21 protein-coding genes are annotated in these 21,472 nt (G+C 71.1%); 9 read left to right on the forward strand and 12 right to left on the reverse strand.

The genetic code is table 11. From position 1 onward, the window contains the following. Positions 1-45: 45 nt before the first annotated feature. Entirely contained in the window at positions 46-1,428 is a 1,383-nt protein-coding gene (locus tag AB0F18_RS04560; protein ID WP_362054956.1) for a glycine--tRNA ligase, read from the reverse strand. Between the two features lie 155 nt (positions 1,429-1,583). Between AB0F18_RS04560 and AB0F18_RS04565 the strand changes: the two genes are divergently transcribed. Genes AB0F18_RS04565 through AB0F18_RS04580 form a run of 4 tightly spaced genes read left to right on the forward strand, consistent with a single transcriptional unit; the run spans position 1,584 to position 4,725 of the window. Beyond that, a complete protein-coding gene (locus AB0F18_RS04565; RefSeq protein WP_362054958.1) occupies positions 1,584-2,558 on the forward strand; it encodes a metal ABC transporter substrate-binding protein in 975 nt (324 codons plus the stop codon). Positions 2,559-2,587: 29 nt separating this feature from the next. Next, a complete protein-coding gene (locus tag AB0F18_RS04570) occupies positions 2,588-3,379 on the forward strand; it encodes a metal ABC transporter ATP-binding protein (protein WP_362054960.1) in 792 nt (263 codons plus the stop codon). Next, positions 3,379-4,248 (forward strand): metal ABC transporter permease, encoded by an 870-nt coding sequence (locus AB0F18_RS04575; RefSeq protein WP_362054961.1) that lies wholly within the window; start codon positions 3,379-3,381, stop codon positions 4,246-4,248. Before AB0F18_RS04570 ends, AB0F18_RS04575 begins: the two co-directional genes overlap by 1 nt. Positions 4,249-4,296: 48 nt before the next feature. Continuing rightward, entirely contained in the window at positions 4,297-4,725 is a 429-nt protein-coding gene (locus AB0F18_RS04580) for a transcriptional repressor (protein WP_150519707.1), read from the forward strand. Between the two features lie 106 nt (positions 4,726-4,831). Here AB0F18_RS04580 and AB0F18_RS04585 read toward each other — a convergent pair whose 3' ends face one another. From AB0F18_RS04585 to leuA, 5 genes are all read right to left on the reverse strand, one after another. Next, entirely contained in the window at positions 4,832-5,653 is an 822-nt protein-coding gene (locus tag AB0F18_RS04585; protein WP_362054963.1) for an isoprenyl transferase, read from the reverse strand. Positions 5,654-5,676: 23 nt separating this feature from the next. Continuing rightward, a complete protein-coding gene (gene recO, locus AB0F18_RS04590; RefSeq protein WP_362054965.1) occupies positions 5,677-6,423 on the reverse strand; it encodes a DNA repair protein RecO in 747 nt (248 codons plus the stop codon). A gap of 94 nt (positions 6,424-6,517) precedes the next feature. Next, positions 6,518-8,218, reverse strand: a complete 1,701-nt coding sequence (locus tag AB0F18_RS04595; RefSeq protein WP_362054966.1) for a solute carrier family 23 protein — start codon at positions 8,216-8,218, stop codon at positions 6,518-6,520. A gap of 559 nt (positions 8,219-8,777) precedes the next feature. Continuing rightward, positions 8,778-9,473, reverse strand: a complete 696-nt coding sequence (locus tag AB0F18_RS04600) for a TerB family tellurite resistance protein (RefSeq protein ID WP_362054968.1) — start codon at positions 9,471-9,473, stop codon at positions 8,778-8,780. A 212-nt stretch (positions 9,474-9,685) separates the two neighbouring features. Next, the gene (leuA, locus tag AB0F18_RS04605) at positions 9,686-11,449 is read right to left on the reverse strand and encodes a 2-isopropylmalate synthase (protein ID WP_362054970.1); all 1,764 of its coding nucleotides are present in this window, start codon (positions 11,447-11,449) and stop codon (positions 9,686-9,688) included. Between the two features lie 364 nt (positions 11,450-11,813). Here leuA and AB0F18_RS04610 point away from each other — a divergent pair, with 364 nt between their 5' ends. The 4 genes from AB0F18_RS04610 (at position 11,814) to AB0F18_RS04625 (ending at position 14,867) form a co-directional block, all read left to right on the forward strand. Further along, positions 11,814-12,893 (forward strand): M4 family metallopeptidase, encoded by a 1,080-nt coding sequence (locus AB0F18_RS04610; protein WP_362054972.1) that lies wholly within the window; start codon positions 11,814-11,816, stop codon positions 12,891-12,893. Between the two features lie 10 nt (positions 12,894-12,903). Continuing rightward, a complete protein-coding gene (locus tag AB0F18_RS04615; RefSeq protein ID WP_362054973.1) occupies positions 12,904-13,176 on the forward strand; it encodes a protealysin inhibitor emfourin in 273 nt (90 codons plus the stop codon). A gap of 68 nt (positions 13,177-13,244) precedes the next feature. Then, positions 13,245-14,054, forward strand: a complete 810-nt coding sequence (locus AB0F18_RS04620; protein WP_362054975.1) for a GNAT family N-acetyltransferase — start codon at positions 13,245-13,247, stop codon at positions 14,052-14,054. Between the two features lie 111 nt (positions 14,055-14,165). Then, positions 14,166-14,867, forward strand: a complete 702-nt coding sequence (locus tag AB0F18_RS04625) for a class I SAM-dependent methyltransferase (RefSeq protein ID WP_362054977.1) — start codon at positions 14,166-14,168, stop codon at positions 14,865-14,867. A gap of 24 nt (positions 14,868-14,891) precedes the next feature. Here the strand turns inward: AB0F18_RS04625 and era are convergent, their stop codons facing one another. Next, positions 14,892-15,833, reverse strand: a complete 942-nt coding sequence (era, locus tag AB0F18_RS04630) for a GTPase Era (RefSeq protein WP_362054979.1) — start codon at positions 15,831-15,833, stop codon at positions 14,892-14,894. 463 nt (positions 15,834-16,296) lie between these two features. Next, positions 16,297-17,331 (reverse strand): helix-turn-helix domain-containing protein, encoded by a 1,035-nt coding sequence (locus AB0F18_RS04635; RefSeq protein WP_362054981.1) that lies wholly within the window; start codon positions 17,329-17,331, stop codon positions 16,297-16,299. A 71-nt stretch (positions 17,332-17,402) separates the two neighbouring features. Here AB0F18_RS04635 and AB0F18_RS04640 point away from each other — a divergent pair, with 71 nt between their 5' ends. Continuing rightward, entirely contained in the window at positions 17,403-18,716 is a 1,314-nt protein-coding gene (locus AB0F18_RS04640; RefSeq protein WP_362054983.1) for an MFS transporter, read from the forward strand. 64 nt (positions 18,717-18,780) lie between these two features. Here AB0F18_RS04640 and AB0F18_RS04645 read toward each other — a convergent pair whose 3' ends face one another. From AB0F18_RS04645 to ybeY, 4 genes are all read right to left on the reverse strand, one after another. Further along, positions 18,781-19,146, reverse strand: a complete 366-nt coding sequence (locus AB0F18_RS04645; RefSeq protein ID WP_079426830.1) for a cytidine deaminase — start codon at positions 19,144-19,146, stop codon at positions 18,781-18,783. A 169-nt stretch (positions 19,147-19,315) separates the two neighbouring features. Further along, a complete protein-coding gene (locus AB0F18_RS04650) occupies positions 19,316-19,669 on the reverse strand; it encodes an MmcQ/YjbR family DNA-binding protein (RefSeq protein ID WP_344156017.1) in 354 nt (117 codons plus the stop codon). After that, positions 19,666-20,973, reverse strand: a complete 1,308-nt coding sequence (locus AB0F18_RS04655; RefSeq protein WP_362054985.1) for a hemolysin family protein — start codon at positions 20,971-20,973, stop codon at positions 19,666-19,668. The genes AB0F18_RS04650 and AB0F18_RS04655 overlap by 4 nt, the downstream gene beginning before the upstream one ends. Next, positions 20,970-21,467 (reverse strand): rRNA maturation RNase YbeY, encoded by a 498-nt coding sequence (gene ybeY / locus AB0F18_RS04660; RefSeq protein WP_362054987.1) that lies wholly within the window; start codon positions 21,465-21,467, stop codon positions 20,970-20,972. Before ybeY ends, AB0F18_RS04655 begins: the two co-directional genes overlap by 4 nt. Positions 21,468-21,472 lie beyond the last annotated feature (5 nt).

The raw sequence follows: 21,472 nt of genomic DNA on the forward strand, positions 1-21,472 counted from the left end.
GGTGCGCGATCGCGCACCGGGCCACCGGTCTTTCAGGCCCGGGACCTAGCAGCCCAGCAGACGGCTGCCGAGGTAGGTCTGAATCTGGTCCAGGGAGACGCGCTCCTGCTTCATGGTGTCGCGCTCGCGCACGGTCACCGCGTTGTCGTCCAGGGTGTCGAAGTCGACGGTGACGCAGAACGGCGTACCGATCTCGTCCTGGCGGCGGTAGCGGCGGCCGATGGCGCCCGCGTCGTCGAACTCGATGTTCCAGTTCTTGCGCAGGTCGGCGGCCAGGCCCTTGGCCTTCGGCGACAGCTGCGGGTTGCGGGACAGCGGCAGGACGGCGACCTTGATCGGGGCCAGGCGCGGGTCGAAGCGCATCACGGTGCGCTTCTCCATGACGCCCTTGGCGTTCGGGGCCTCGTCCTCGATGTACGCGTCGAGCATGAAGGCGAGCATGGCGCGGTTGACACCGGCCGCCGGCTCGATGACGAACGGGGTGTAGCGCTCGCCGGCCTCCTGGTCGAAGTACGTGAGGTCCTGGCCGGAGGCGGCGGAGTGGGCCTTGAGGTCGTAGTCCGTGCGGTTGGCGACGCCCTCCAGCTCGGAGAACTCACTGCCACCGAAGTTGAAGCGGTACTCGATGTCGGCGGTGCGCTTCGAGTAGTGGGACAGCTTCTCCTTCGGGTGCTCGTACCAGCGCATGTTCTCCTCGCGCATGCCCAGGCCGCGGTACCAGTTCCACCGCTCCTGCATCCAGTACTCCTGCCACTGCTCGTCCTCGCCCGGCTTGACGAAGAACTCCATCTCCATCTGCTCGAACTCGCGCGTGCGGAAGATGAAGTTGCCCGGCGTGATCTCGTTGCGGAAGGACTTGCCCATCTGCGCGATGCCGAACGGCGGCTTGCGGCGCGAGGTGGTCTGGACGTGGGCGAAGTTGGTGAAGATGCCCTGGGCGGTCTCGGGGCGCAGGTAGGCCTTCGAGCCGGTGTCCTGGGTCGGGCCGAGGTGGGTCTCCAGCATGCCGGAGAACTGCTTCGGCTCGGTGAACTGGCCCTTCACACCACAGTTGGGGCAGTTGACGTCGGCGAGGCCGTTGGCGGGCACGCGGCCGTGCTTGGCCTCGTACGCCTCTTCCAGGTGGTCGGCACGGTGACGCTTGTGGCAGGAGGTGCACTCGGTCAGCGGGTCCGAGAAGGTGGCGACGTGACCGGAGGCCACCCAGACCTCGGGCGCCAGGATCACGGAGGAGTCGAGGCCGACGATGTCCTCACGCCCGGTGACCATCGCCTTCCACCACTGGCGCTTGATGTTCTCCTTGAGCTCGACACCCAGCGGACCGTAGTCCCAGGCAGCCCGAGAGCCGCCGTAGATGTCACTGCAAGGGAAAACGAAGCCACGGCGCTTGCTCAGGCTGACGATGGTTTCGATCTTGTCGGCGGCCACGGTGCTCTCTTCATTACGAGGACGAACGGCGAAGGCTTTAGGTTACCGGCGCCCGCACCCTCCACTTCAAGTCGGTATCCCCTTCCAGCATGCTCCCCCGGGCCCCCTACCTGCCTTGTTGACAACCGTTTCCACCTTTGATGAAAATGGATGTCATGAACGTACGACGCCTCATACCCACCGCCGCCCTCGCCGGTGCCGTCGCCCTCGGCGCCACGGCCCTGACCGCCTGCTCCGGAGCCGACACCAAGGGCGGCGAGGACGGCAAGCTCGCCGTGACGGCGTCGTTCTACCCCATGCAGTTCCTCGCCGAGCAGATAGGCAAGGAGCACGTGAAGGTCGACACCCTGACGAAGCCGGGGGTCGAACCGCACGACCTGGAGATCACCCCGCAGCAGACCGCCCAGCTCGGCGAGTCCGGCCTGGTGCTCTACCTCAAGTCCCTCCAGCCCGCCGTGGACAAGGCCGTCGCCCAGTCCGGCGTGAAGAACATCGTCGACGCCGCCACCCTCACCAAGCTGGAAGTGCACAGCTCCTCCGGCCACGACGACCACGACCACGCGGCCGAGCCCAAGGGTGCGGGCGAGGGCGAGGGCCACAACGAGGCCGGCGAAGACCCGCACATCTGGCTCGACCCCGTGAAGTACGCCGAGGTCGCCAAGGGCGTCGGCGCAGCCCTGGAGAAGGCCGACCCGGCCCACGCCGCGGACTACCAGAAGAACACCGGCGAGCTGGTGACCAAGCTGACCGCCCTGGACACCGAGTACAAGAACGGTCTGGCGAACACCGCCACCAAGACCTTCATCACCACGCACTCGGCCTTCGGCTACCTCGCCGAGCGCTACGGCCTCGACCAGGAGGGCATCGCCGGCTTCGACCCGGAGGCCGAACCCAGCCCGGCCCGGATGAAGGACCTCCAGGCCGTCGCGAAGAAGGACAATGTGTCCACCGTGTTCTTCGAGACCCTGGCCAGCGACAAGACGGCCAAGACCCTCGCCGCCGACACGGGCCTGAAGACCGATGTCCTCGACCCGCTTGAGGGAATCACGGACAAGTCCCAGGGTGCTGACTACTTCGAGGTCATGCACGCCAACCTGAAGAACCTCCAGAAGGCACTCGGTAGCAAGTAATGGCAGTAGCAGCAACGGAGGCGCGTGCCATGCAGTCCCCGCCCACGAAGGCAACGGACCAGCCCGTCATATCCCTGAGCGGGGCCACGGCCTCGCTCGGCTCACGCCCCGTGCTGCGCGGGGTCGACCTCACCGTCCGACGCGGTGAGGTCGTCGCCCTTCTCGGCGCCAACGGCTCCGGCAAGTCCACGGCCGTCCGCGCCGTCGTCGGCCAGGTCCCGCTGTCCGGCGGGACGCTCTCCCTCTTCGGCACCGAGTTCAAGCGCTTCCGGCAGTGGTCGCGCATCGGCTACGTCCCGCAGCGCACCACCGCCGCCAGCGGCGTCCCGGCCACCGTCCGCGAGGTCGTCTCCTCCGGCCGTCTGGCCCGCTCCCGTTTCGGCGTCCTGCGCAAGGCGGACAGGGCAGCCGTCGACCGCGCCCTGGCCCTGGTGGACATGGGCACGCACGCCGACGCCTCCGTGAACGCCCTCTCCGGCGGCCAGCACCAGCGCGTGCTCATAGCCCGGGCGCTGGCCGTCGAACCCGAACTGCTGATCATGGACGAGCCGATGGCCGGCGTGGACCTCGCCAACCAGGAGGTTCTCGCTCACGCGCTGCGCGCGCAGGTGGCGGCCGGCTCGACCGTTCTGCTCGTCCTGCACGAGCTGGGCCCGCTGGAGCCGCTGATCGACCGCGCCGTCGTCCTGCGTGACGGCTGCGTCGTCCACGACGGCCCGCCCCCGGAGGCCGTGGGCCAGCACGCCCTGCCCGGCCACGACCACGTACACCCCCACGCGGCGCAGGACGCCGAGCCCCTGCGGACGGGACTGCTGAGCTGATGGACCTCCTGAACTACGCCTTCATGCAGCGGGCGCTCATCGCGGCCGTGGTCGTCGGGCTCACCGCCCCCGCCATCGGCACGTACCTCGTCCAGCGGCGTCAGGCCGTCATGGGCGACGGGATCGGCCACGTGGCGATGACGGGTGTCGCGCTCGGCTTCCTGTTCCACACGAGCCCGGTGTGGATGGCGACGCTCGTCGCCATCATCGGCGCCGTCGGCATGGAGCTGATCCGCTCCCGCGGCAAGACCAGCGGCGACATCGCGCTCGCCATCCTGTTCTACGGCGGCATGGCCGGCGGCGTCATGATCATGAACCTGGCGCCGGGAGGCTCGACCGCCAACCTGACCACCTATCTCTTCGGCTCGATCACCACCGTCTCGCAGCAGGACGTCACCGCGGTCCTGGTCCTCGCGGCCTTCGTGCTCGCCGCCACCCTGGGCCTTCGCCGCCAGCTCTTCGCCGTCTGCCAGGACGAGGAGTTCGCCCGCGTCACCGGCCTGCCGGTGCGCGCCCTGAACCTGCTGATGGCCGTCACGGCCGCCGTCACCGTCACCGTGGCCATGCGGATCGTGGGCCTGCTGCTGGTCAGCGCCATGATGGTGATCCCCGTCGCGGCCGCCCAGCGGGTCACCCGCGGCTTCACCGCGACCCTGTCGCTGGCCATGGCGATCGGCGTGGTGGTCTCCCTCAGCGGTACGGCCGCCACCTACTACATCGACGCGCCGTCGGGCGGCACGATCGTGCTGCTCGCGATCGCCGTCTTCGTGACCACGACGGCCCTGTCCACGCCCCTGGCCCGGCGCCGCGCGAAGGCCGCCCGGGCCGCCGAGGTGGTCTGCACCCGGGACGACGTGAAGGTCCAGTAGGACCGGCCGCCTGGCACAATGGGGCGAGGCCGAAACGAGGAGGAACCGGTGGCGACTGCGCCTGGCGAGACGAATACCGCGCCAGTACGAGGACGGTCCACCCGGCAGCGGGCCGCCGTGGCGGCGGCGCTGGACGAGGTGGACGAGTTCCGCAGCGCCCAGGAGCTGCACGACATGCTCAAGCACCGCGGCGACTCCGTGGGCCTGACCACCGTGTACCGCACCCTCCAGTCCCTGGCGGACGCCGGCGAGGTGGACGTGCTGCGCACCAGCGACGGCGAGTCCGTCTACCGCCGCTGCTCCACGGGCGACCACCACCACCACCTGGTCTGCCGCAAGTGCGGCAAGGCCGTCGAGGTGGAGGGCCCGGCGGTGGAGAAGTGGGCGGAATCCATCGCGGCCGAGCACGGCTACGTGAACGTGGCCCACACCGTCGAGATCTTCGGCACCTGCGCGGACTGCGCGGCCGCCGGTTAGCCCGAAAAGCTCGGATTCCGGTCGAACACCGGTCGGAATCCGGCCGAAATACCACTGCCTCCGCCGCCGGGCCCGTCAGGGCCACGGCGGCGGAGTCGTACCGGGGTCAGCTCTCGGAGCCCTCGGGCTGGTTCGGGACCGCGCCGCCGAAGCGGCGGTCGCGCTTGGCGTACTCCATGCAGGCGTCCCACAGGTGGAGACGGTCGAAGTCCGGCCACAGGACGTCCTGGAAGACCATCTCGGCGTAGGCGCTCTGCCAGATCAGGTAGTTGGACGTGCGCTGCTCGCCGCTGGGGCGCAGGAACAGGTCCACGTCCGGCATGTCCGGGTAGTAGAGGTACTTGGCGAGGGTCTTCTCGTTGACCTTCGACGGGTCCAGCCGGCCGGCCTTCACGTCCGCGGCGAGGGCCTGGGCGGCGTCGGCGATCTCGGCGCGGCCGCCGTAGTTCATGCAGAAGTACAGCGTCAGCTTGTCGTTGCCCTTGGTCTGCTCCTGGGCGATCTGGAGCTCCTTGGCCACGGACTTCCACAGCTTGGGCATGCGCCCCACCCAGCGGACCCGGATGCCGAGGGCGTCGAGCTGGTCGCGGGTCTTGCGGATGAAGTCGCGGTTGAAGTTCATGAGGAAGCGCACCTCGTCGGGCGAGCGCTTCCAGTTCTCGGTGGAGAAGGCGTACAGGGAGATGTTCTTGACGCCCATCTCGATCGCGCCCTGGAGGACGTCGAGGACCCGCTCGGCGCCGACCTTGTGGCCCTCGGTGCGCGGCAGGCCCCGCTCCTTGGCCCAGCGGCCGTTGCCGTCCATCACGATCGCGACGTGCTCCGGCACCAGCTCGCCCGGGATCTTCGGCGGACGGGCGCCGGACGGGTGCGGTTCGGGGAGCGTGTAATCACGGCGGGAGAGTCCCAGGAATCCGCGTACTGCCATGGCGCTTCGGTCTCCGATCTCGGTCACTTCTCTACGTAACGCAGGGAACGCAGCCCGCGCTCCAGGTGCCAGTGCAGATAGGCGGAGACGAGTCCGCTCCCCTCGCGCACGTACCGCGGCTCCGCCGCGTCGGCCGTCGGCCAGTCCCCCGTCAGCAGGGCGCTGAGCAGCCCGATGGCCTCAGCAGATGGTACGACGCTTCCGGGGACCCGGCAGTCGCCGCATACGACCCCGCCGGCGGCGACGGAGAAGTGCCGGTTGGGTCCGTGGATCCCGCACTTCGCGCAGTCCTCGAAGCTGGGCGCGTAGCCGTTGACAGCCAGGGAGCGCAGCAGGAAGGCGTCGAGGATCAGGTGCGGTGCGTGTTCGCCGCGCGAGAGGGTGCGCAGGGCGCCGACGAGCAGGAGGTACTGCTGTACGGAGGGTTCGCCCTCGTTCTCGGTGAAGCGTTCGGCGGTCTCCAGCATCGCGGTGCCGGCGGTGTAGCGGGCGTAGTCGGTGACGATGCCGTTGCCGTAGGGGGCGATGATCTCGGTCTGGGTGCACAGGGGCAGGCTGCGGCCGATCAGCTCGCTGCCGCGGGCGAAGAACTGCACGTCGGCGTGGGAGAAAGGTTCCAGCCCGGCGCCGAACTTGGACTTCGTGCGCCGTACTCCGCGGGCGACGGCCCGGACGCGGCCGTGGCCGCGGGTGAGCAGCGTGATGATGCGGTCCGCCTCACCCAGCTTCTGGGTGCGCAGCACGATGCCGTCGTCGCGGAACAGACTCATGCGCCCATTGTCCCCTGCGCGCGGACAGCACCGACCCCCGTCCGGAGCGGTGTCCGGACGGGGGTGGCACCCCTTGGGAGGATCAGGGAGGCGGTCAGACGGCGGGAGCTCCCGCCTCGTCGGCCTCTTCGGCATCGGCCTTCACCGCGTCGTCCTTCGCGGCGTCGGGCTTCGCGGCGTCGGGCTTCGCGGCGTCGTCCTTGGCGGCTTCGGGCTTCGCCGCGTCCGCCTTCACGGCGTCTGCCTTCACGGCGTCCTCCTTGGCGGCGTCCTCCTTGGCGGCTTCGGGCTTCGCCGCGTCCGCCTTCGCGGAGCCGGCCTTCTCGGCGGCCGCCGGGGCGGCGGACGGCTGGGCGGGCAGCTCGACGTGGCCGGTCAGGGTCTCGGACAGCACCTCGGCCAGGGCCTCGGCCGCCGGGGCGGCGGTCTGCGCGTCGTCCTTGGCCAGGCCGTTGAAGATCAGGTTCAGGACGATGGCGGCGGTGGCACCGAGGGTCACACCGCTGTTGAGGAGCGAGGACAGGTCCGGGCTCATGTGCTTGTCGAAGTAGACCGGGACGGTGGCGGGGAAGAGCGCGAAGGCCAGCGGGACGCCGACGATCAGGGCGTTCTTCTCCTCCTTGAGGTCCACCTTGGCCAGGGTCTGGATACCGGCGAGGGCGACCATGCCGAACATGACGGTGGCGGCGCCGCCGAGCACGCCCGGCGGGACGGAGGCCACGATCGCGGCGGCCTTGGGGATCAGACCGAGGACGATCATGAAGGCGCCGGCGGCCACGACCACGAACCGGCTCTTGACCTTGGTCATCCGCACCAGGCCGACGTTCTCGGCGAAGGCCACGTACGGGAAGGAGTTGAGGATGCCGCCGAGGGCGGTGGCGGCGCCGTCGGCGCGCAGGGCGCGGGCGACGGTCTCGCTGTCGACCTTCTTGCCGACGATGTCGCCGACGGCGTAGGTGTCACCGGTCGTCTCGACCATGGTGATCAGCATGACGATCAGCATGAGGAGGATCGGGAACCACTCGAACTTCGGGGCACCGAAGTGGAAGGGGGTGGTGACGCCGATCCAGTCGGACTTGCCCACGTCGCCGAACTTGGCGTCGCCGAGCAGGAAGGCGACGGCCGTGCCGCCGACCAGGCCGAGCAGGATGCCGATGCTGCGCAGGAACGGTCCGCCGAACTTCATCAGGACGAGGATGAAGAGCATGGTGCCGCCGGCGTAGGCCAGCTGCGTCGGGACGCCGCCGTCGGCCACGGTGGGGGCGCCGCCTGCGGCGTCCTTGAGGCCGACCGGGATCAGGACGATGCCGAGGACCGTGATCACCGTGCCGGTGACCACCGGCGGGAACAGCCGCATGACCGCGCGGAAGGCCTTGGCGGGCAGCCAGGCGAAGGCGAAGGTCGCGAGGCCGGCGGTGATGACGGCGCCGTAGATGACCAGCAGCGCGGCGGTTCCGCCGCCCGCGCCGAGGCCGATGGCGATCATCGGGGAGACGGCGGTGAAGGTCACGCCCTGGATGAGCGGGAGCCGGGCGCCGACGCGTCCGATGCCCCAGGCCTGGATGATCGAGGCGATACCGCAGGTGAAGAGGTCCGCGTTGATCAGGTAGACCAGCTGTTCAGGGCTCAGCTTCAGCGCGCTGCCGACGATGATCGGGACGATCACCGCGCCGGCGTAGAAGGCGAGTACGTGCTGGAAGCCGTACAGCGCGAGCTTGGGGAGGGGGAGCACCTCGTCGACCGGGTGCGAGCTCTGCTCTCCGCTTTCGGAAAGCCGGGCGGCGACACGTGCCATCTCTGCCTTGCCCTTCAAGGAGGTAGGTAACTGAGAGGAAGCTGGTTATCCCCTGGCCGGAGTGGGTCGCTAACCCGTTGGTCCGCCGGGGTTGTCAGTCGGAACACGCAGATCTCGTCGTGTGACCGGAATTGAACGCCTGTGGAAGTGCTCACAGATATCGGAGACTTCGACAAAGTGTTGACGTTCAGAGACCTTGTCTCTGGAGGTTTCTCCCATGGCGGGCAGCCGCGTACAGGAGTATGGGCGACAGGCCCCCGAGCAGGTCGTTCCCCCTGCACACCTGCGAAGTTCCCTGCTCTGACAGGCGATGACCTGGTACGCAAGCATTCGGCCACGCAAATCCGACGGCCCCATTTCGGCCGTCCGAAATGCGGAAATTTTGTACGGAATTGGGGACTCCACCCCGTGCACGGACCGAACGACCCTCCGGTTCACGCCGCAGAGGCCGGATCGTTACTTCCCGAACGCCCACATCCTGGGATTTCGGGCCCCCGAAATGCGTCCGGGCCCGGCGGAAGACCTCCCCGCCGGGCCCGGATCGACGTACGGAGGCCTCCTAGGGGGCGCGCACCGCCGACAGCAGCCCGGCCACCTCGTCCGAGGCCATCCGCAGCGCCGCGCCCACGGTGGCCAGCACCTCGCGCTCGGCCGGGATGTAGGGCCCGTCCGCCAGGGCGATCCGCGCGCCCTGCAGCAGGATCGATTCGCGCCCGGGGGCGGCCAGGTGCGCGGCGAGCGGCTCCAGCGCCTCGTGGAGCTCGATGGACAGCGCGGCCCCGCAGCACTCGGGCCCGTCGTACAGCCCCAGCCGGCCCTCGTCGGTGGCCAGCGCCTCCACGAGGGACTCCAGCTGCTCCTCGGTGCAGTCCTGGAAGCCGGCGGCGCGTACGGCCGACACGGCGGCCTCCAGCGCGCTGCGCGAGGAGGTCCCCCCCGCGGCGAGCACGGCCAGCGTCACGGTGTGCACGGCGTCGCGCAGGAGCGAGGAGAAGCGGGTGGTGGTGAGGTGGTCCAGTACCTCGGTCCCGAAGCGCTCCCGGCAGGCCTGGCACTCCACGACGGGCCCCGCCTGCCCGCGCGGCAGCAGCGGCAGTCCGAGGACGGTGAACCGGCGGCGCCCGGTGCGCCGGCGGTAGTTGCGGTCACCACCGCAGCCGGGGCAGAAGAACTCCCCGTCGCCCACGGTGTTCCAGATGGTACGGATGCCCCAGAGCGTCAGCTTCCGGCCGTTCCCACCCCGAACTGGCAGCACGTCGCACCTCCGTAACCCCCCGGCAACGACGCCGGGTTGGCGTGATGTTAGCCACATCGGTGAGTGTGCGTCAGTCGTGCGACAAGACAACATGGGCCCGGGGGCGCACTTGGCCGATCTGCGCCCCCGGCCGACGGGCCCCTGACGGCCCCGGACGGCATGACGGAGCCCCGCCGCTCCGGCTGGAGGGGCGGGGCTCCGTCAGGGGTGGATCAGCGGCCCGCGCGGTTGACGGCGGAGATGACCGCCTTCAGGGAGGCGCGGGTGGTGTTGGCGTCGATGCCAATGCCCCACAGGACCCGGCCGTCGATCGCGCACTCGATGTACGAGGCGGCCACGGCGGAGGCGCCCTCGCTCATCGTGTGCTCGGTGTAGTCCAGCAGGCGGGCGTCCACGCCAATGCCGGCCAGCGCGTCGAAGAAGGCCGAGATGGGACCGTTGCCGGTGCCCGTCAGGACCGTCTCCACACCGTCCACGACCGCCTCGACGGTCAGCGTGTCCGTGCCGTCCTTGTCGGTGGCGGTGGAGCCGGAGCGCAGCTGGATGCGGCCCCACGGGTTCTCGGGGTTGGGCAGGTACTCGTCCGAGAAGACCTCCCAGATCGCCTTCGGCGTGACCTCGCCGCCCTCGGCGTCGGTCTTGGCCTGGATGATCCGCGAGAACTCGATCTGCATGCGGCGCGGCAGGTCCAGCTTGTGGTCGTTCTTCAGGACGTAGGCGATGCCGCCCTTGCCGGACTGGGAGTTGACCCGGATGACCGCCTCGTAGGAGCGGCCGACGTCCTTCGGGTCGATCGGCAGGTACGGGACGGCCCACTCGATCTCGTCGACGGTCTTGCCCTGGGCGACCGCGTCGGCCTCCATGGCGTCGAAGCCCTTCTTGATGGCGTCCTGGTGGGAGCCGGAGAAGGCGGTGTAGACCAGGTCGCCCGCGTAGGGGTGGCGCGGGTGGACCTCCATCTGGTTGCAGTACTCGCTGGTGCGGCGGATCTCGTCGATCTGCGAGAAGTCGATCTGGGGGTCGATGCCCTGGGAGAACAGGTTCATGCCCAGGGTGATCAGGTCGACGTTGCCGGTGCGCTCGCCCTGCCCGAACAGGCAGCCCTCGATGCGGTCGGCGCCGGCCATCAGGGCCAGCTCGGCGGCGGCGACGGCGGTGCCGCGGTCGTTGTGCGGGTGCACGGAGATGCAGATGTGCTCGCGGCGGGTCAGGTTGCGGGCCATCCACTCGAAGCGGTCCGCGTGGGTGGAGGGCGTCGAGCGCTCCACGGTGGCGGGCAGGTTCAGGATGATCTCGCGGCCCTCGCCCGGCTGCCAGACGTCGCAGACGGCCTCGCAGACCTCCAGGGCGAAGTCCAGCTCGGTGTCGGTGAAGATCTCGGGGCTGTACTGGTAGCCGAAGACGGTCTCGGGGCCCAGCAGCTTGTCGGCGTACTCCATGACCAGGCGGGTGCCGTCGACGGCGATCTGCTTGATCTGCTCCTTGGAGCCGCGGAAGACGACCCGGCGGAAGGTCGGGGCGGTCGCGTTGTACAGGTGCACGGTGGCGCGCTTGGCGCCGATCAGCGACTCGACGGTCCGCTCGATCAGGTCCTCGCGGGCCTGGGTCAGTACGGAGATCGTGACGTCGTCCGGGATCGCGCCCTCTTCGATGATGGAGCGCACGAAGGCGAAGTCGGTCTCACCGGAGGAGGGGAAGCCGACCTCGATCTCCTTGTAGCCCATGCGCACCAGCAGGTCGAACATCTCGCGCTTGCGGGCGGGGGTCATCGGGTCGATCAGCGACTGGTTGCCGTCGCGCAGGTCGGTGGACAGCCAGCGCGGAGCCTTGGTGACGCGGGCGTTCGGCCAGGTGCGGTCCGGGATGTCCACCTGCTCGTACACGCCGTACTTGTGGATCGGCATCCCGGAGGGCTTCTGGGTGTGGGTCGCGTTCGTGATGGGCGTGGGGCGACCGACGAAAGTGTGCTGGCTCATGGCGTTGGGCTCCTCGCGTGTCCGCGTGTAGTTCGCTGAACGGCCGACGGCGGTCGTAAAAACCGCAACACCAAACTCCGCGGGGAGGGGGCCGGCCTACGACTACAGACCCTCGCCGCGGCAGCTAAGGAGAAGCAGCCCGAAACGCATGATGGGCCGAGCCTAACCGAGCCGCGCCGTATCGCGAGGACCTGTTTCAGTATGCAAGACCGACGTGTCCGATTTGTACCCTTTGTGACCCAGGACTCCTTTCATCCGGCAAGGTCCGGCGGATCCGTCAACACGGCGCGACGGCTTTGAGACAACCGAATGAATCATGCTCGCCAGTAGTGACACCACCATCACCCACTGCCACATTTCCGGGATGGATGCCTTCCTTTCCCACGCACACGCCCCCCACCACCCCGTCTTCTGCACCGTGGTGCCGCCGCACCTGCTGGACAAGGCCGCCCGGTCCGCCGACTCCTCCCGGGCCGACGCCGCGCAGCGCACCCTGGAGACCGACGCCCTCCTGCGCACCCGGCGGCGGATCAGCACCGTCCGCGGGATCGCCCCGGCGGCGGTGGACGCCTCCGCCCCCGAAGGACCGCGGCGGACGGTCTACGACGCCCAGCACCACACCCGGCTGCCCGGGAAGAAGGTCCGGGCCGAGGGCGCCGACGCCGTCAAGGACGCCACCGTCAACCGCGCGTACGCCGGGCTCGGGGCCACGTACGAACTGTTCCTGAAGGGCTTCGGCCGGCGCTCGATCGACGGCTCCGGGCTGGCGCTGGACGCGAGCGTCCACTACGGCGAGGACTACAACAACGCCTTCTGGGACGGTCAGCAGATGGTCTTCGGCGACGGGGACGGGGACCTGTTCGTCGACTTCACGGTGTCGGTGGACGTCATCGGGCACGAGCTGACCCACGGGGTCACCCAGTACACGGCCAACCTCGACTACCACGGCCAGTCCGGCGCCCTCAACGAATCGATGTCGGACGTCTTCGGCTCGCTGATCAAGCAGTACTCGCTCGGCCAGACCGCCGACCAGGCGGACTGGCTGATCGGGGCCGGGCTGCTGGGCCCCAACGTGACCGGGGTCGCGCTGCGCTCGATGAAGGCGCCGGGGACGGCGTACGACGACGACGAGCTCGGCAAGGACCCGCAGCCGGCGACGATGGACGACTACGTGGCCACCTCGCGCGACAACGGCGGCGTCCACATCAACTCCGGCATCCCCAACCACGCCTTCTACATCGTGGCGACCGAGCTCGGCGGCAAGGCCTGGGAGCGGGCCGGGCAGATCTGGTACGACACCCTGACCGGCGGGCAGCTGGAGTCCCGGGCCGACTTCAAGGACTTCGCCCGGCTGTCGACGGCGGCCGCCGTCACCCGGTTCGGGGAGGGCGGCGCCGAGCACCAGGCCCTCCAGAAGGCCTGGGCGGCCGTCGGCCTGGGGTAGGAATGCCGGTATGAAGATCGAAGTGGTGCGGACGGGCGGTTTCTCGGGGATCGAGCGCCGGGCCGAGGTGGACACCTCGGGCCGGCCCGACGAGGAGGAGTGGCAGGCCCTGGCCCAGCTGGCCCTGCGGCCGGACCCCCGGGCCGCCCAGGGGCCGGGCGGGGTCCGGGACGGGTTCTCGTACCGCATCACGGTGGACGGGCGGACGGTGTCCTGCCACGACCCGCACCTCTCGGACGCCCAGCGCAGCCTGATCACCCGGGTACTGAAGGAAGGCGCGTAGCGGCGGGCACCCGCGGCCCGGGCGGCAATGCGGGTGCCCGGGCCGGACGGTCCTGCTTGGATGGCCGGATGACCACGACGATCTTGAACACCCTGGAGCAGTACTACGACACCGTCCCCCGCCGGGGCGGTGCCCGGGGTGAGGACTTCGGCCCGCTGACCCTCTTCGTCCAGGAGGGCAACGGCTGGCCCTACTACGCGCGGCCCACGCTCGGCGGCCCCGACGCCACCCCGGCCGACGTACGGAAGGTGCTGGAGAGGCAGAAGGAACTGGAGGTGCCCGAAGCCTTCGAATGGGTGGCCGAAAACAGCCCCTCCCTGCGGGCCGCGGTGGAGGCGGCGGGCCTCCACGTCCACGCGCACCCGCTGATGGTGCTGGACACCGCGGCCGAACCGCTCGCCCCGCACCCGGAGGTCCGCACCCTCGGCTCCGGTGACCCGCTGCTCGCGGCCGCGGTGACGGTGGTGCGGCTGGCCTTCGAGGAGCCGGGGACGGCCCTGGGCCAGGCCGGGCCGGCTGAACTGGCGGCGACGCCGGCCGACCCGTCCGTGGAGGAGCGCCGGGCCCGGGTGTCGGCAATGCTCGCGGACGGGCGCACCGGGATGGCGGCCGCCGTCCGCGACGGGGTGGTGCTGTGCGCGGGCCAGTACAACCCGGTCGGCGAGGTCGCCGAGGTCGTCGGGGTCGGTACGCTGCCCGCCGCCCGGCGCCAGGGGCTGGCCCTCGGCGTGACGGCGGCCCTGGTCGCCCAGGCCCTCGACGGCGGGGTGCGGACGGTCTTCCTGTCGGCGGGCGACGAGGACGTGGCCCGGATCTACGCCCGCGCCGGCTTCCGCCGGGTCGGAACGGCCCTGATCGCGGAGCCGCCGGCCGCGTAACGGGCCGCGCGCGCTCCGCCGTTTTGCGGGAACGGCAAGAAGGATTGCCCCGGTCACGGCGGGGGGCGGAGCATCGGCGGTGTCCGTACAGGCCCCACCGAGGAGACCGCCGTGCCCGTCCCCACCCACGACCACCCCCGCGACGACCGGGGCCACGACCACGGCCACGACGGCCGGCCCGGCGAGCGCGGCGCGACGGCCGTCGGCCAGGAGTTCTGGGACTCCCGCTACCGGGAGAGCGAGCGGATCTGGAGCGGCCGGCCGAACTCCGTACTGGTCCGCGAGACCGGGGAGCTGACTCCCGGCCGGGCCCTGGACCTCGGCTGCGGCGAGGGCGCCGACGCGGTCTGGCTGGCCGGGCGGGGCTGGCTCGTGACCGGTACCGACATCTCGCCCGTGGCCCTGGAGCGGGCCGCCGGGCACGCGGCCGACGCGGGCGTGGCCGACCGGATCACCTTCGAGCGCCACGACCTCGGGGAGTCCTTCCCCGCCGGCGAGTTCGACCTGGTCGCGGCCTGCTTCCTGCACAGCCCGGGCGAGATGCCCCGCGAGCGCATCCTGCGCACCGCCGCCGCGGCCGTCGCCCCCGGCGGGGTCCTGCTCGTGGCCGGGCACGGCGGCCCCGCGCCGGGCGCCGAGAACCCGCACCCCGAGCTGTACTTCCCCACCCCGCAGGAGGTCCTGGACGGCCTGGAGCTGCCGCAGGACGGCTGGGAGGTGCTGGTCTGCGCCGAGCACGAGCGGGTCGGCGCGGAGGCCGACCGGCCCGGGCACGGCTACGACAACACCCTCAAGGTCCGGCGCCTGGCCTGAGCCCGGCGACGGGCCGCGGCCGGCTCAGAAGCCGAGCTTGCGCAGCTGCTTGGGGTCCCGCTGCCAGTCCTTGGCGACCTTCACGTGCAGGTCGAGGAAGACCGGCGTGCCGAGCAGCGCCTCGATGTGCTTGCGCGACTTCATGCCGACCTCCTTCAGGCGGGAGCCCTTGGGGCCGATGATGATGCCCTTCTGGCTGGGCCGCTCGATGTAGACGTTGGCGTGGATGTCGAGCAGCGGACGGTCGGCGGGCCGGTTCTCGCGCGGGATCATCTCCTCGACGACGACGGCGATGGAGTGCGGGAGCTCGTCCCGTACGCCCTCCAGCGCGGCCTCGCGGATCAGCTCCGCGACCATCACCATCTCGGGCTCGTCGGTGAGGTCGCCCTCCGGGTAGAGCGGGGGGCTCTCCGGCAGCATCGGCGCGATCAGGTCGGCCAGCAGCTGGACCTGCTTGTCGCCGACCGCCGACACGGGGACGATCTCGGCCCACTCGATGCCGAGCTCGGCGCCGAGCTGCTGGATCGCGATGAGCTGCTCGGCCAGCTGCTTGGACTCGACCAGGTCGGTCTTGGTGACGATGGCGATCTTGGGGGTCTTCTTGATCCCCGCGAGCTCCTTGGCGATGAACTTGTCGCCGGGGCCGAGCTTCTGGTCGGCGGGCAGGCAGAAGCCGATGACGTCGACCTCGGCCCAGGTGGTGCGCACGACGTCGTTGAGCCGCTCGCCGAGCAGGGTGCGCGGCTTGTGCAGGCCGGGGGTGTCCACCAGCACCAGCTGGGCGTCGGGGCGGTGCACGATGCCGCGGACGGTGTGGCGGGTGGTCTGCGGCCGGTTCGAGGTGATCGCGACCTTGGTGCCCACCAGCGCGTTGGTCAGGGTCGACTTGCCCGCGTTGGGGCGGCCGACGAAGCAGGCGAAGCCCGCGCGGTGCGGGGCGGTGGGCTCGGGGGAACGATCGCTCATACGGGCCATTCTCCCCGATGCCGCCCGGCACGCCGACCAGGCCGCCCCTCAAACGCCGGCGGGGCTGTAAATAGCCGCGCCGACGATTGAGGCGGGAACGGTGGAAGGGCGGGTAGGGGACGGCCCCGCGCAGCGGCGGGCCCGCCCGGCCCGGCTACGACAGGGTGAGGGTCAGGGCCGCCCTGTACGCACCCGGCGGGGTGAACGCGGGCAGCCCCAGCACGACCGCGGCGTCGACCGTGTACGCCGCCGGGCCGAGCCCCGCTCCGCCGACCAGGTGGTGCCCTCGTACGCCACGACCCCCGTCGTACCCCGCTCCCCCACCACCGGCTCCGTCCCGAAGGCCCCGGAGCGGTCCGCGGTGGCCGTCACCCGGTCGGCCGTCCCGGCGGCGCCCGCGCGCCCGGCGACGGTCACGGCCGCACCCGGGGTGAACCCGGCCCCGGGCGGGCGGCGGAAGAGGTCAATGCACGGGCACCCCGGGACCTGGCGGCCCATCAGGGTCCGGTCCCGCGCCCGCCCCCGACGCCCGGAACGTCCGCCGGTAGGCCGTCGGGCTCACCCCCAGCGCCGCCTGGACGTGCTTGCGCAGCGACTGCGCCGTCCCGAAGCCCGCCTCCCGCGCGACCGCCTCCATCGGCAGCTCGGTCCGCTCCAGCAACTGCCGCGCCCGCTCCACCCGCCGGCCGGTGATCCACTCCCCCGGGCTGACCCCCGACTCCTGGCGGAAGCGGCGCGTGAAGGTCCGTACCGACACGGCCTCCTGCCGGGCCAGGTCGCTCAGCCGCAGCGGCTCGTGCAGCCGGTCCAGTACCCAGGCCCGCGCGGCCGTCGTGCTGGCCTGCTGCGGCGCGGGCACGGGCCGGTCGACGAACTGCGCCTGCCCGCCTTCCCGGTGGGGCGGTACGACGGTCCGCCGGGCCGTCTCGTTCGCGACGGCCGCGCCGTGGTCGCGGCGGACGATGTGCAGGCACAGGTCGACGCCGGCGGCGACCCCGGCGGAGGTCAGGACGTCCCCGTCGTCGGTGTAGAGCACGCTCGCGTCCACGCGTACGGCCGGGAACATCCGCTGGAAGTGTTCCGCGTAGACCCAGTGGGTGGTGGCCGGGCGGCCGTCCAGGTACCCCGCGGCGGCCAGGACGTAACCACCCGTGCAGATGGAGACGAGCCGGGTGCCGGGCCGGATGTGGGCGAGGGCCGCCGCGAGTTCACCGGTCAGCCGGCCCTCGTCGTGGACCGGCCCCAGCTCGTACGAGGCGGGCACCACCACGGTGTCGGCCGTGGCGAGCAGTTCGGGGCCGTGCTCGACGTGGATGGCGAAGTCGGCGTCCGTCCGCACCGGCCCGGGGGCGAGCCCGCAGGTCAGGATCTCGTACAGGCGCCGCCCCTCGCGGTCTTTGGCCAGGCCGAAGATGCGGTGGGGGATGCCCAGCTCGAAGGGCAGCAGCCCGGCGAGCACGAGGACGACGACACGGTGCGGGCGCGGCTCGATCGGCATGGCCCGATCGTATCGAAGCATGTCGGTCAGGCCACTGTCGTACCACGCACCCCCGGCCGGATGCTGTCGGGGTGACGCAGACAGCACCCCCCTCCAGCCCCCGGGCCGCCACCCTCCCGGCCCCCCGCGAGCCCGGCCGTATCCACCGGGCCTGGTTCGCCGCGGCCGTCGCCTTCGTGACGATCATCGGCGCGGCGGCGTTCGCCTCCCTCCCCGGACTGCTCATCGAGCCCCTGCACGAGGAGTTCGACTGGTCGCGCGGCACGATCGGCTTCGCCGTCTCCGTCAACCTCGCGCTCTACGGGCTGACCGCTCCCTTCGCCGCAGCCCTGATGGACCGTTTCGGCATCCGGAAGGTCGTCGCGCTGGCCCTGACCGTCATCGCCGGCGGCTCGCTGGCCACGGTGTGGATGACCGCCTCCTGGCAGCTGGTGCTGTTCTGGGGCGTGCTGGTGGGCCTGGGCAGCGGTTCGATGGCGCTGGCCTTCGCGGCGACGGTGACCAACCGCTGGTTCACCGCCCGGCGCGGGCTCGTCACGGGCATCCTGACCGCCGCGGGCGCCTCCGGGCAGCTGATCTTCCTGCCGCTGCTGTCCTGGCTGGTGGAGCACCACGGCTGGCGCCCGGCCTCGGTCACCGTGGCGCTGGCCGCGCTGTCCGTGGTGCCCTTCGTGTGGCTGCTGCTGCGCGACCACCCCGCCGACGTGGGCCTCGCCCCGTACGGGGGCACGTACGAGCCCAAGCCGGCGGCCGTGCCGGGGGCGGCCCGGCGGGCCGTGACCGTGCTCTTCCAGGCGGCCCGGACGGGCCCGTTCTGGCTGCTCGCGGGTACCTTCGCGATCTGTGGCGCCTCGACGAACGGGCTGGTCCGGACCCACTTCACGCCGGCCGCCCACGACCACGGGATGCCGGTGACGGCCGCCGCCGGGCTGCTCGCGGTGATCGGCGTGTTCGACGTGCTCGGCACCATCGCCTCCGGCTGGTTCACCGACCGGTTCGAGGCGCGCCGTCTGCTGGCGGTGTACTACGCCCTGCGCGGGGTGTCCCTGCTGTTCCTGCCGATGCTGCTGGCGCCCGCCGTGCACCCGCCGATGGTGTTCTTCATCGTCTTCTACGGTCTGGACTGGGTCGCGACCGTCCCGCCGACCATCGCCCTGTGCCGGGAGCACTACGGGCAGGACAGTGCGATCGTCTTCGGCTGGGTGCTGGCCTCGCACCAGGTGGGCGCGGCGGTGGTGGCCTTCCTCGGCGGGGTGGCCCGTGACGCGCTGGGCTCGTACGACCTGGTCTGGTACGCCGCGGGCGGGCTGTGCGCGGTGGCGGCGCTGATGGCGATGGTGATCCGCCGCCGGCCGGAGCGGGCCGCCGCCCCGGCCGCGGCCTGAGCCCGGCCGGGCGGCGTCCGGCGGGGCCGCCCGCGCGGCGAGCGGTCAGGCCGCGCCGGGGGTCTCAGGCCCCGGCGGGCGTGGTGGACTTCAGGGTGCCGTCCGGGCCGGCCAGCAGGACCGGGGTGGCCGGGCCGCCGAGGTCGCGGACGGCGGCGCGGTCGGCCTCCGCGGGGGCGTCGGCCGCGCTGACCACGGCCGCGGCCTCCAGGGAGCGGGCGCCGCTGGCCACGGCCATCGCGACGGCCGTCTGGAGGGCGCTGAGCTTGAGGGAGTCCAGCTCCACCGTGCCGGCGACGTACGTGCGGCCGGTCTCGTCGCGCACCGCCGCCCCCTCCGGGACCCCGTTGCGGGCCCGGGCGCTGCGCGCCAGGGTGATGATCTTGCTGTCCTCGGGGTCGATCCCCGCTCCCACGCTGCTCTCGGTCATAGCCGAAAGCATAGGGAGCGCCCCGGCGGTGCCGTGCAACGACCCCGCCGGGGCGCCCTTCCCCCGTCACGCCTCCCCCCGGGGCGCAGGACAAACCTAAGCAAGCCATCAGGTCCACCCTGTGATCCGAAGGTCCCGGACCCGTATGACCTTTGACCCTAATCTGCTGTTACGGCCGGTCCAGTCGCAGCCGCTCCGCCCTCGGCAGCCCCGCCACGACCAGGTCGTACGAGTCCTCCACCAGCTCCCGCACCAGCGCGTCCGGCAGCTCGCCCACCGTCACCGTGTTCCAGTGCCGCTTGTTCATGTGCCAGCCGGGGACGATCGCGGCGTGCTGCTCCCGCAGCCGCACCGCCGCCTCCGGATCGCACTTGAGGTTGACCTTCAGCGGCTCGCCGTCCAGGGCCGAGAGCGCGAACATCTTCCCCAGCACCTTGAACACCGAGGTCTCCGGGGTGAAGGGGAACTCCTCCACCGCCGCGTTGAAGCTCAGACAGAACGCGCGCAGCTCCGCCGGGGTCATTCGCCCTCCACACCCTCGCCGGCCTCCGGAACCACCGGCTCCACGAGCACCGTGACGATCTTGTTCCGGCGTCCCGCCGGGGATTCGGCCGTCAGCCGCAGGGGCCGCCCGTCCGGCAGGTCCACCATCGCCGAGGCCCCGGCGATCGGCACCCGGCCCAGGGCCTTCGCCAGCAGCCCGCCGACCGTCTCCACGTCCTCGTCGTCGAAGGCCAGGGCCCCGAACAGCTCGCCGAGGTCGGTGATGTCGAGACGCGCGGTGACCCGGTAGCGGTCGTCGCCCAGCTCCTCGACGGGCGGGATCTCCCGGTCGTACTCGTCGGTGATCTCGCCGACGATCTCCTCCAGGATGTCCTCGATCGTGACGATGCCCGCGGTGCCGCCGTACTCGTCGATGACGACGGCCACGTGGTTGCGCACCGACTGCATCTCGCGCAGCAGGTCCCCGGCGTTCTTGGTGTCGGGCACGAAGACCGCCGGACGCATCACCGTCGAGACGAGGTCCGTCTCGGCCTCCCGGTTGATGTGCGTGCGGCGGACGAGGTCCTTGAGGTACACGATGCCGACGATGTCGTCCTCGTTCTCCCCGGTGACCGGGATCCGCGAGAAACCGGAGCGCAGCGCGAGGGTCGTCGCCTGGCGGATCGTCTTGTAGCGCTCGATGCACACCAGGTCGGTGCGCGGCACCATCACCTCGCGCACGAGCGTGTCGCCGAGCTCGAAGACCGAATGCACCATCCGGCGCTCGTCGTCCTCGATCAGCGACTCCGCCTCCGCGAGGTCCACCATCGCGCGCAGCTCGGCCTCGGAGGCGAAGGGCCCCTTGCGGAAGCCCTTGCCCGGGGTGAGGGCGTTACCGATGAGGATCAGCAGCTGCGGGATCGGCCCCATGATCCGCGCCAGCGGTACGAGGACGTACGCGGCCGCCGTCGCGGTGTTCAGCGGGTGCTGGCGGCCGATCGTACGGGGGGACACGCCCACCGCCACGAACGAGACCAGCACCATCACGGCGATGGCCACCAGCAGGGCGGTCCAGTTCTCCCCGAACGCGTCGAGGCAGACGTACGTGACGAGCACGCCCGCCGCCATCTCGCAGGTGACGCGCACCAGCAGGGCCACGTTGACGTAGCGGGTGGGGTCGGCGGCGACCTGGGCCAGCTTGGCGCTGCCGCGCCGGCCCTCCCGTACGGCCTGGTCGGCCCGGAAGCTGGAGACCCGGGCGATCCCGGACTCGGCGCACGCCGCGAACCAGGCCACCACCGTCAGCAGGACCGCCCCGGTGATCAGCTGGTAGGCGCCGGTCACGAGACGGTCGGGGCCGGGGAGGGACCGGTCAGACCGCGCTCACCGCGCCAGCCGTCGACGATGGCCGCCTGGAGGCCGAACATCTCGGCCTTCTCGTCCGGCTCCTCGTGGTCGTACCCGAGCAGGTGCAGCACCCCGTGGACGGTCAGGAGCTGGAGCTCCTCGTCCATGGAGTGCTGCGTGGGGGCGTCCTCGCCCTGCTTCTTCGCCACCTCGGGGCAGAGCACGATGTCGCCGAGGAGCCCCTGCGGGGGCTCCTCGTCGTCCTTCGCCGGCGGACGCAGCTCGTCCATCGGGAAGGACATGACGTCGGTGGGTCCGGGCAGGTCCATCCACTGGATGTGGAGCTGCTCCATCGCGTCCTCGTCGACGACGATGACGGAGAGCTCGGAGAGCGGGTGGATCCGCATCCGGGTGAGCGCGTAGCGGGCAATGTCGAGGATCGCCTGCTCGTCGACTTCGGTTCCGGACTCGTTGTTGACGTCGATCGACATGGTGC

This window comes from Streptomyces sp. NPDC029216, assembly GCF_040648015.1.
Lineage (GTDB): Bacteria > Actinomycetota > Actinomycetes > Streptomycetales > Streptomycetaceae > Streptomyces.

Excerpts from the sequence above, each read along its gene's own strand:
- AB0F18_RS04565 (WP_362054958.1), top strand. The coding sequence starts at position 1,584 with ATGAACGTACGACGCCTCATACCCACCGCCGCCCTCGCCGGTGCCGTC.
- AB0F18_RS04570 (WP_362054960.1), top strand. The coding sequence starts at position 2,588 with ATGCAGTCCCCGCCCACGAAGGCAACGGACCAGCCCGTCATATCCCTG.
- AB0F18_RS04575 (WP_362054961.1), top strand. The coding sequence starts at position 3,379 with ATGGACCTCCTGAACTACGCCTTCATGCAGCGGGCGCTCATCGCGGCC.
- AB0F18_RS04585 (WP_362054963.1), bottom strand. The coding sequence starts at position 5,653 with ATGGCAGTACGCGGATTCCTGGGACTCTCCCGCCGTGATTACACGCTC.
- recO (WP_362054965.1), bottom strand. The coding sequence starts at position 6,423 with ATGAGTCTGTTCCGCGACGACGGCATCGTGCTGCGCACCCAGAAGCTG.
- AB0F18_RS04595 (WP_362054966.1), bottom strand. The coding sequence starts at position 8,218 with ATGGCACGTGTCGCCGCCCGGCTTTCCGAAAGCGGAGAGCAGAGCTCG.
- leuA (WP_362054970.1), bottom strand. The coding sequence starts at position 11,449 with ATGAGCCAGCACACTTTCGTCGGTCGCCCCACGCCCATCACGAACGCG.
- AB0F18_RS04610 (WP_362054972.1), top strand. The coding sequence starts at position 11,814 with ATGGATGCCTTCCTTTCCCACGCACACGCCCCCCACCACCCCGTCTTC.
- AB0F18_RS04615 (WP_362054973.1), top strand. The coding sequence starts at position 12,904 with ATGAAGATCGAAGTGGTGCGGACGGGCGGTTTCTCGGGGATCGAGCGC.
- AB0F18_RS04620 (WP_362054975.1), top strand. The coding sequence starts at position 13,245 with ATGACCACGACGATCTTGAACACCCTGGAGCAGTACTACGACACCGTC.
- era (WP_362054979.1), bottom strand. The coding sequence starts at position 15,833 with ATGAGCGATCGTTCCCCCGAGCCCACCGCCCCGCACCGCGCGGGCTTC.
- AB0F18_RS04635 (WP_362054981.1), bottom strand. The coding sequence starts at position 17,331 with ATGCCGATCGAGCCGCGCCCGCACCGTGTCGTCGTCCTCGTGCTCGCC.
- AB0F18_RS04645 (WP_079426830.1), bottom strand. The coding sequence starts at position 19,146 with ATGACCGAGAGCAGCGTGGGAGCGGGGATCGACCCCGAGGACAGCAAG.
- AB0F18_RS04650 (WP_344156017.1), bottom strand. The coding sequence starts at position 19,669 with ATGACCCCGGCGGAGCTGCGCGCGTTCTGTCTGAGCTTCAACGCGGCG.
- ybeY (WP_362054987.1), bottom strand. The coding sequence starts at position 21,467 with ATGTCGATCGACGTCAACAACGAGTCCGGAACCGAAGTCGACGAGCAG.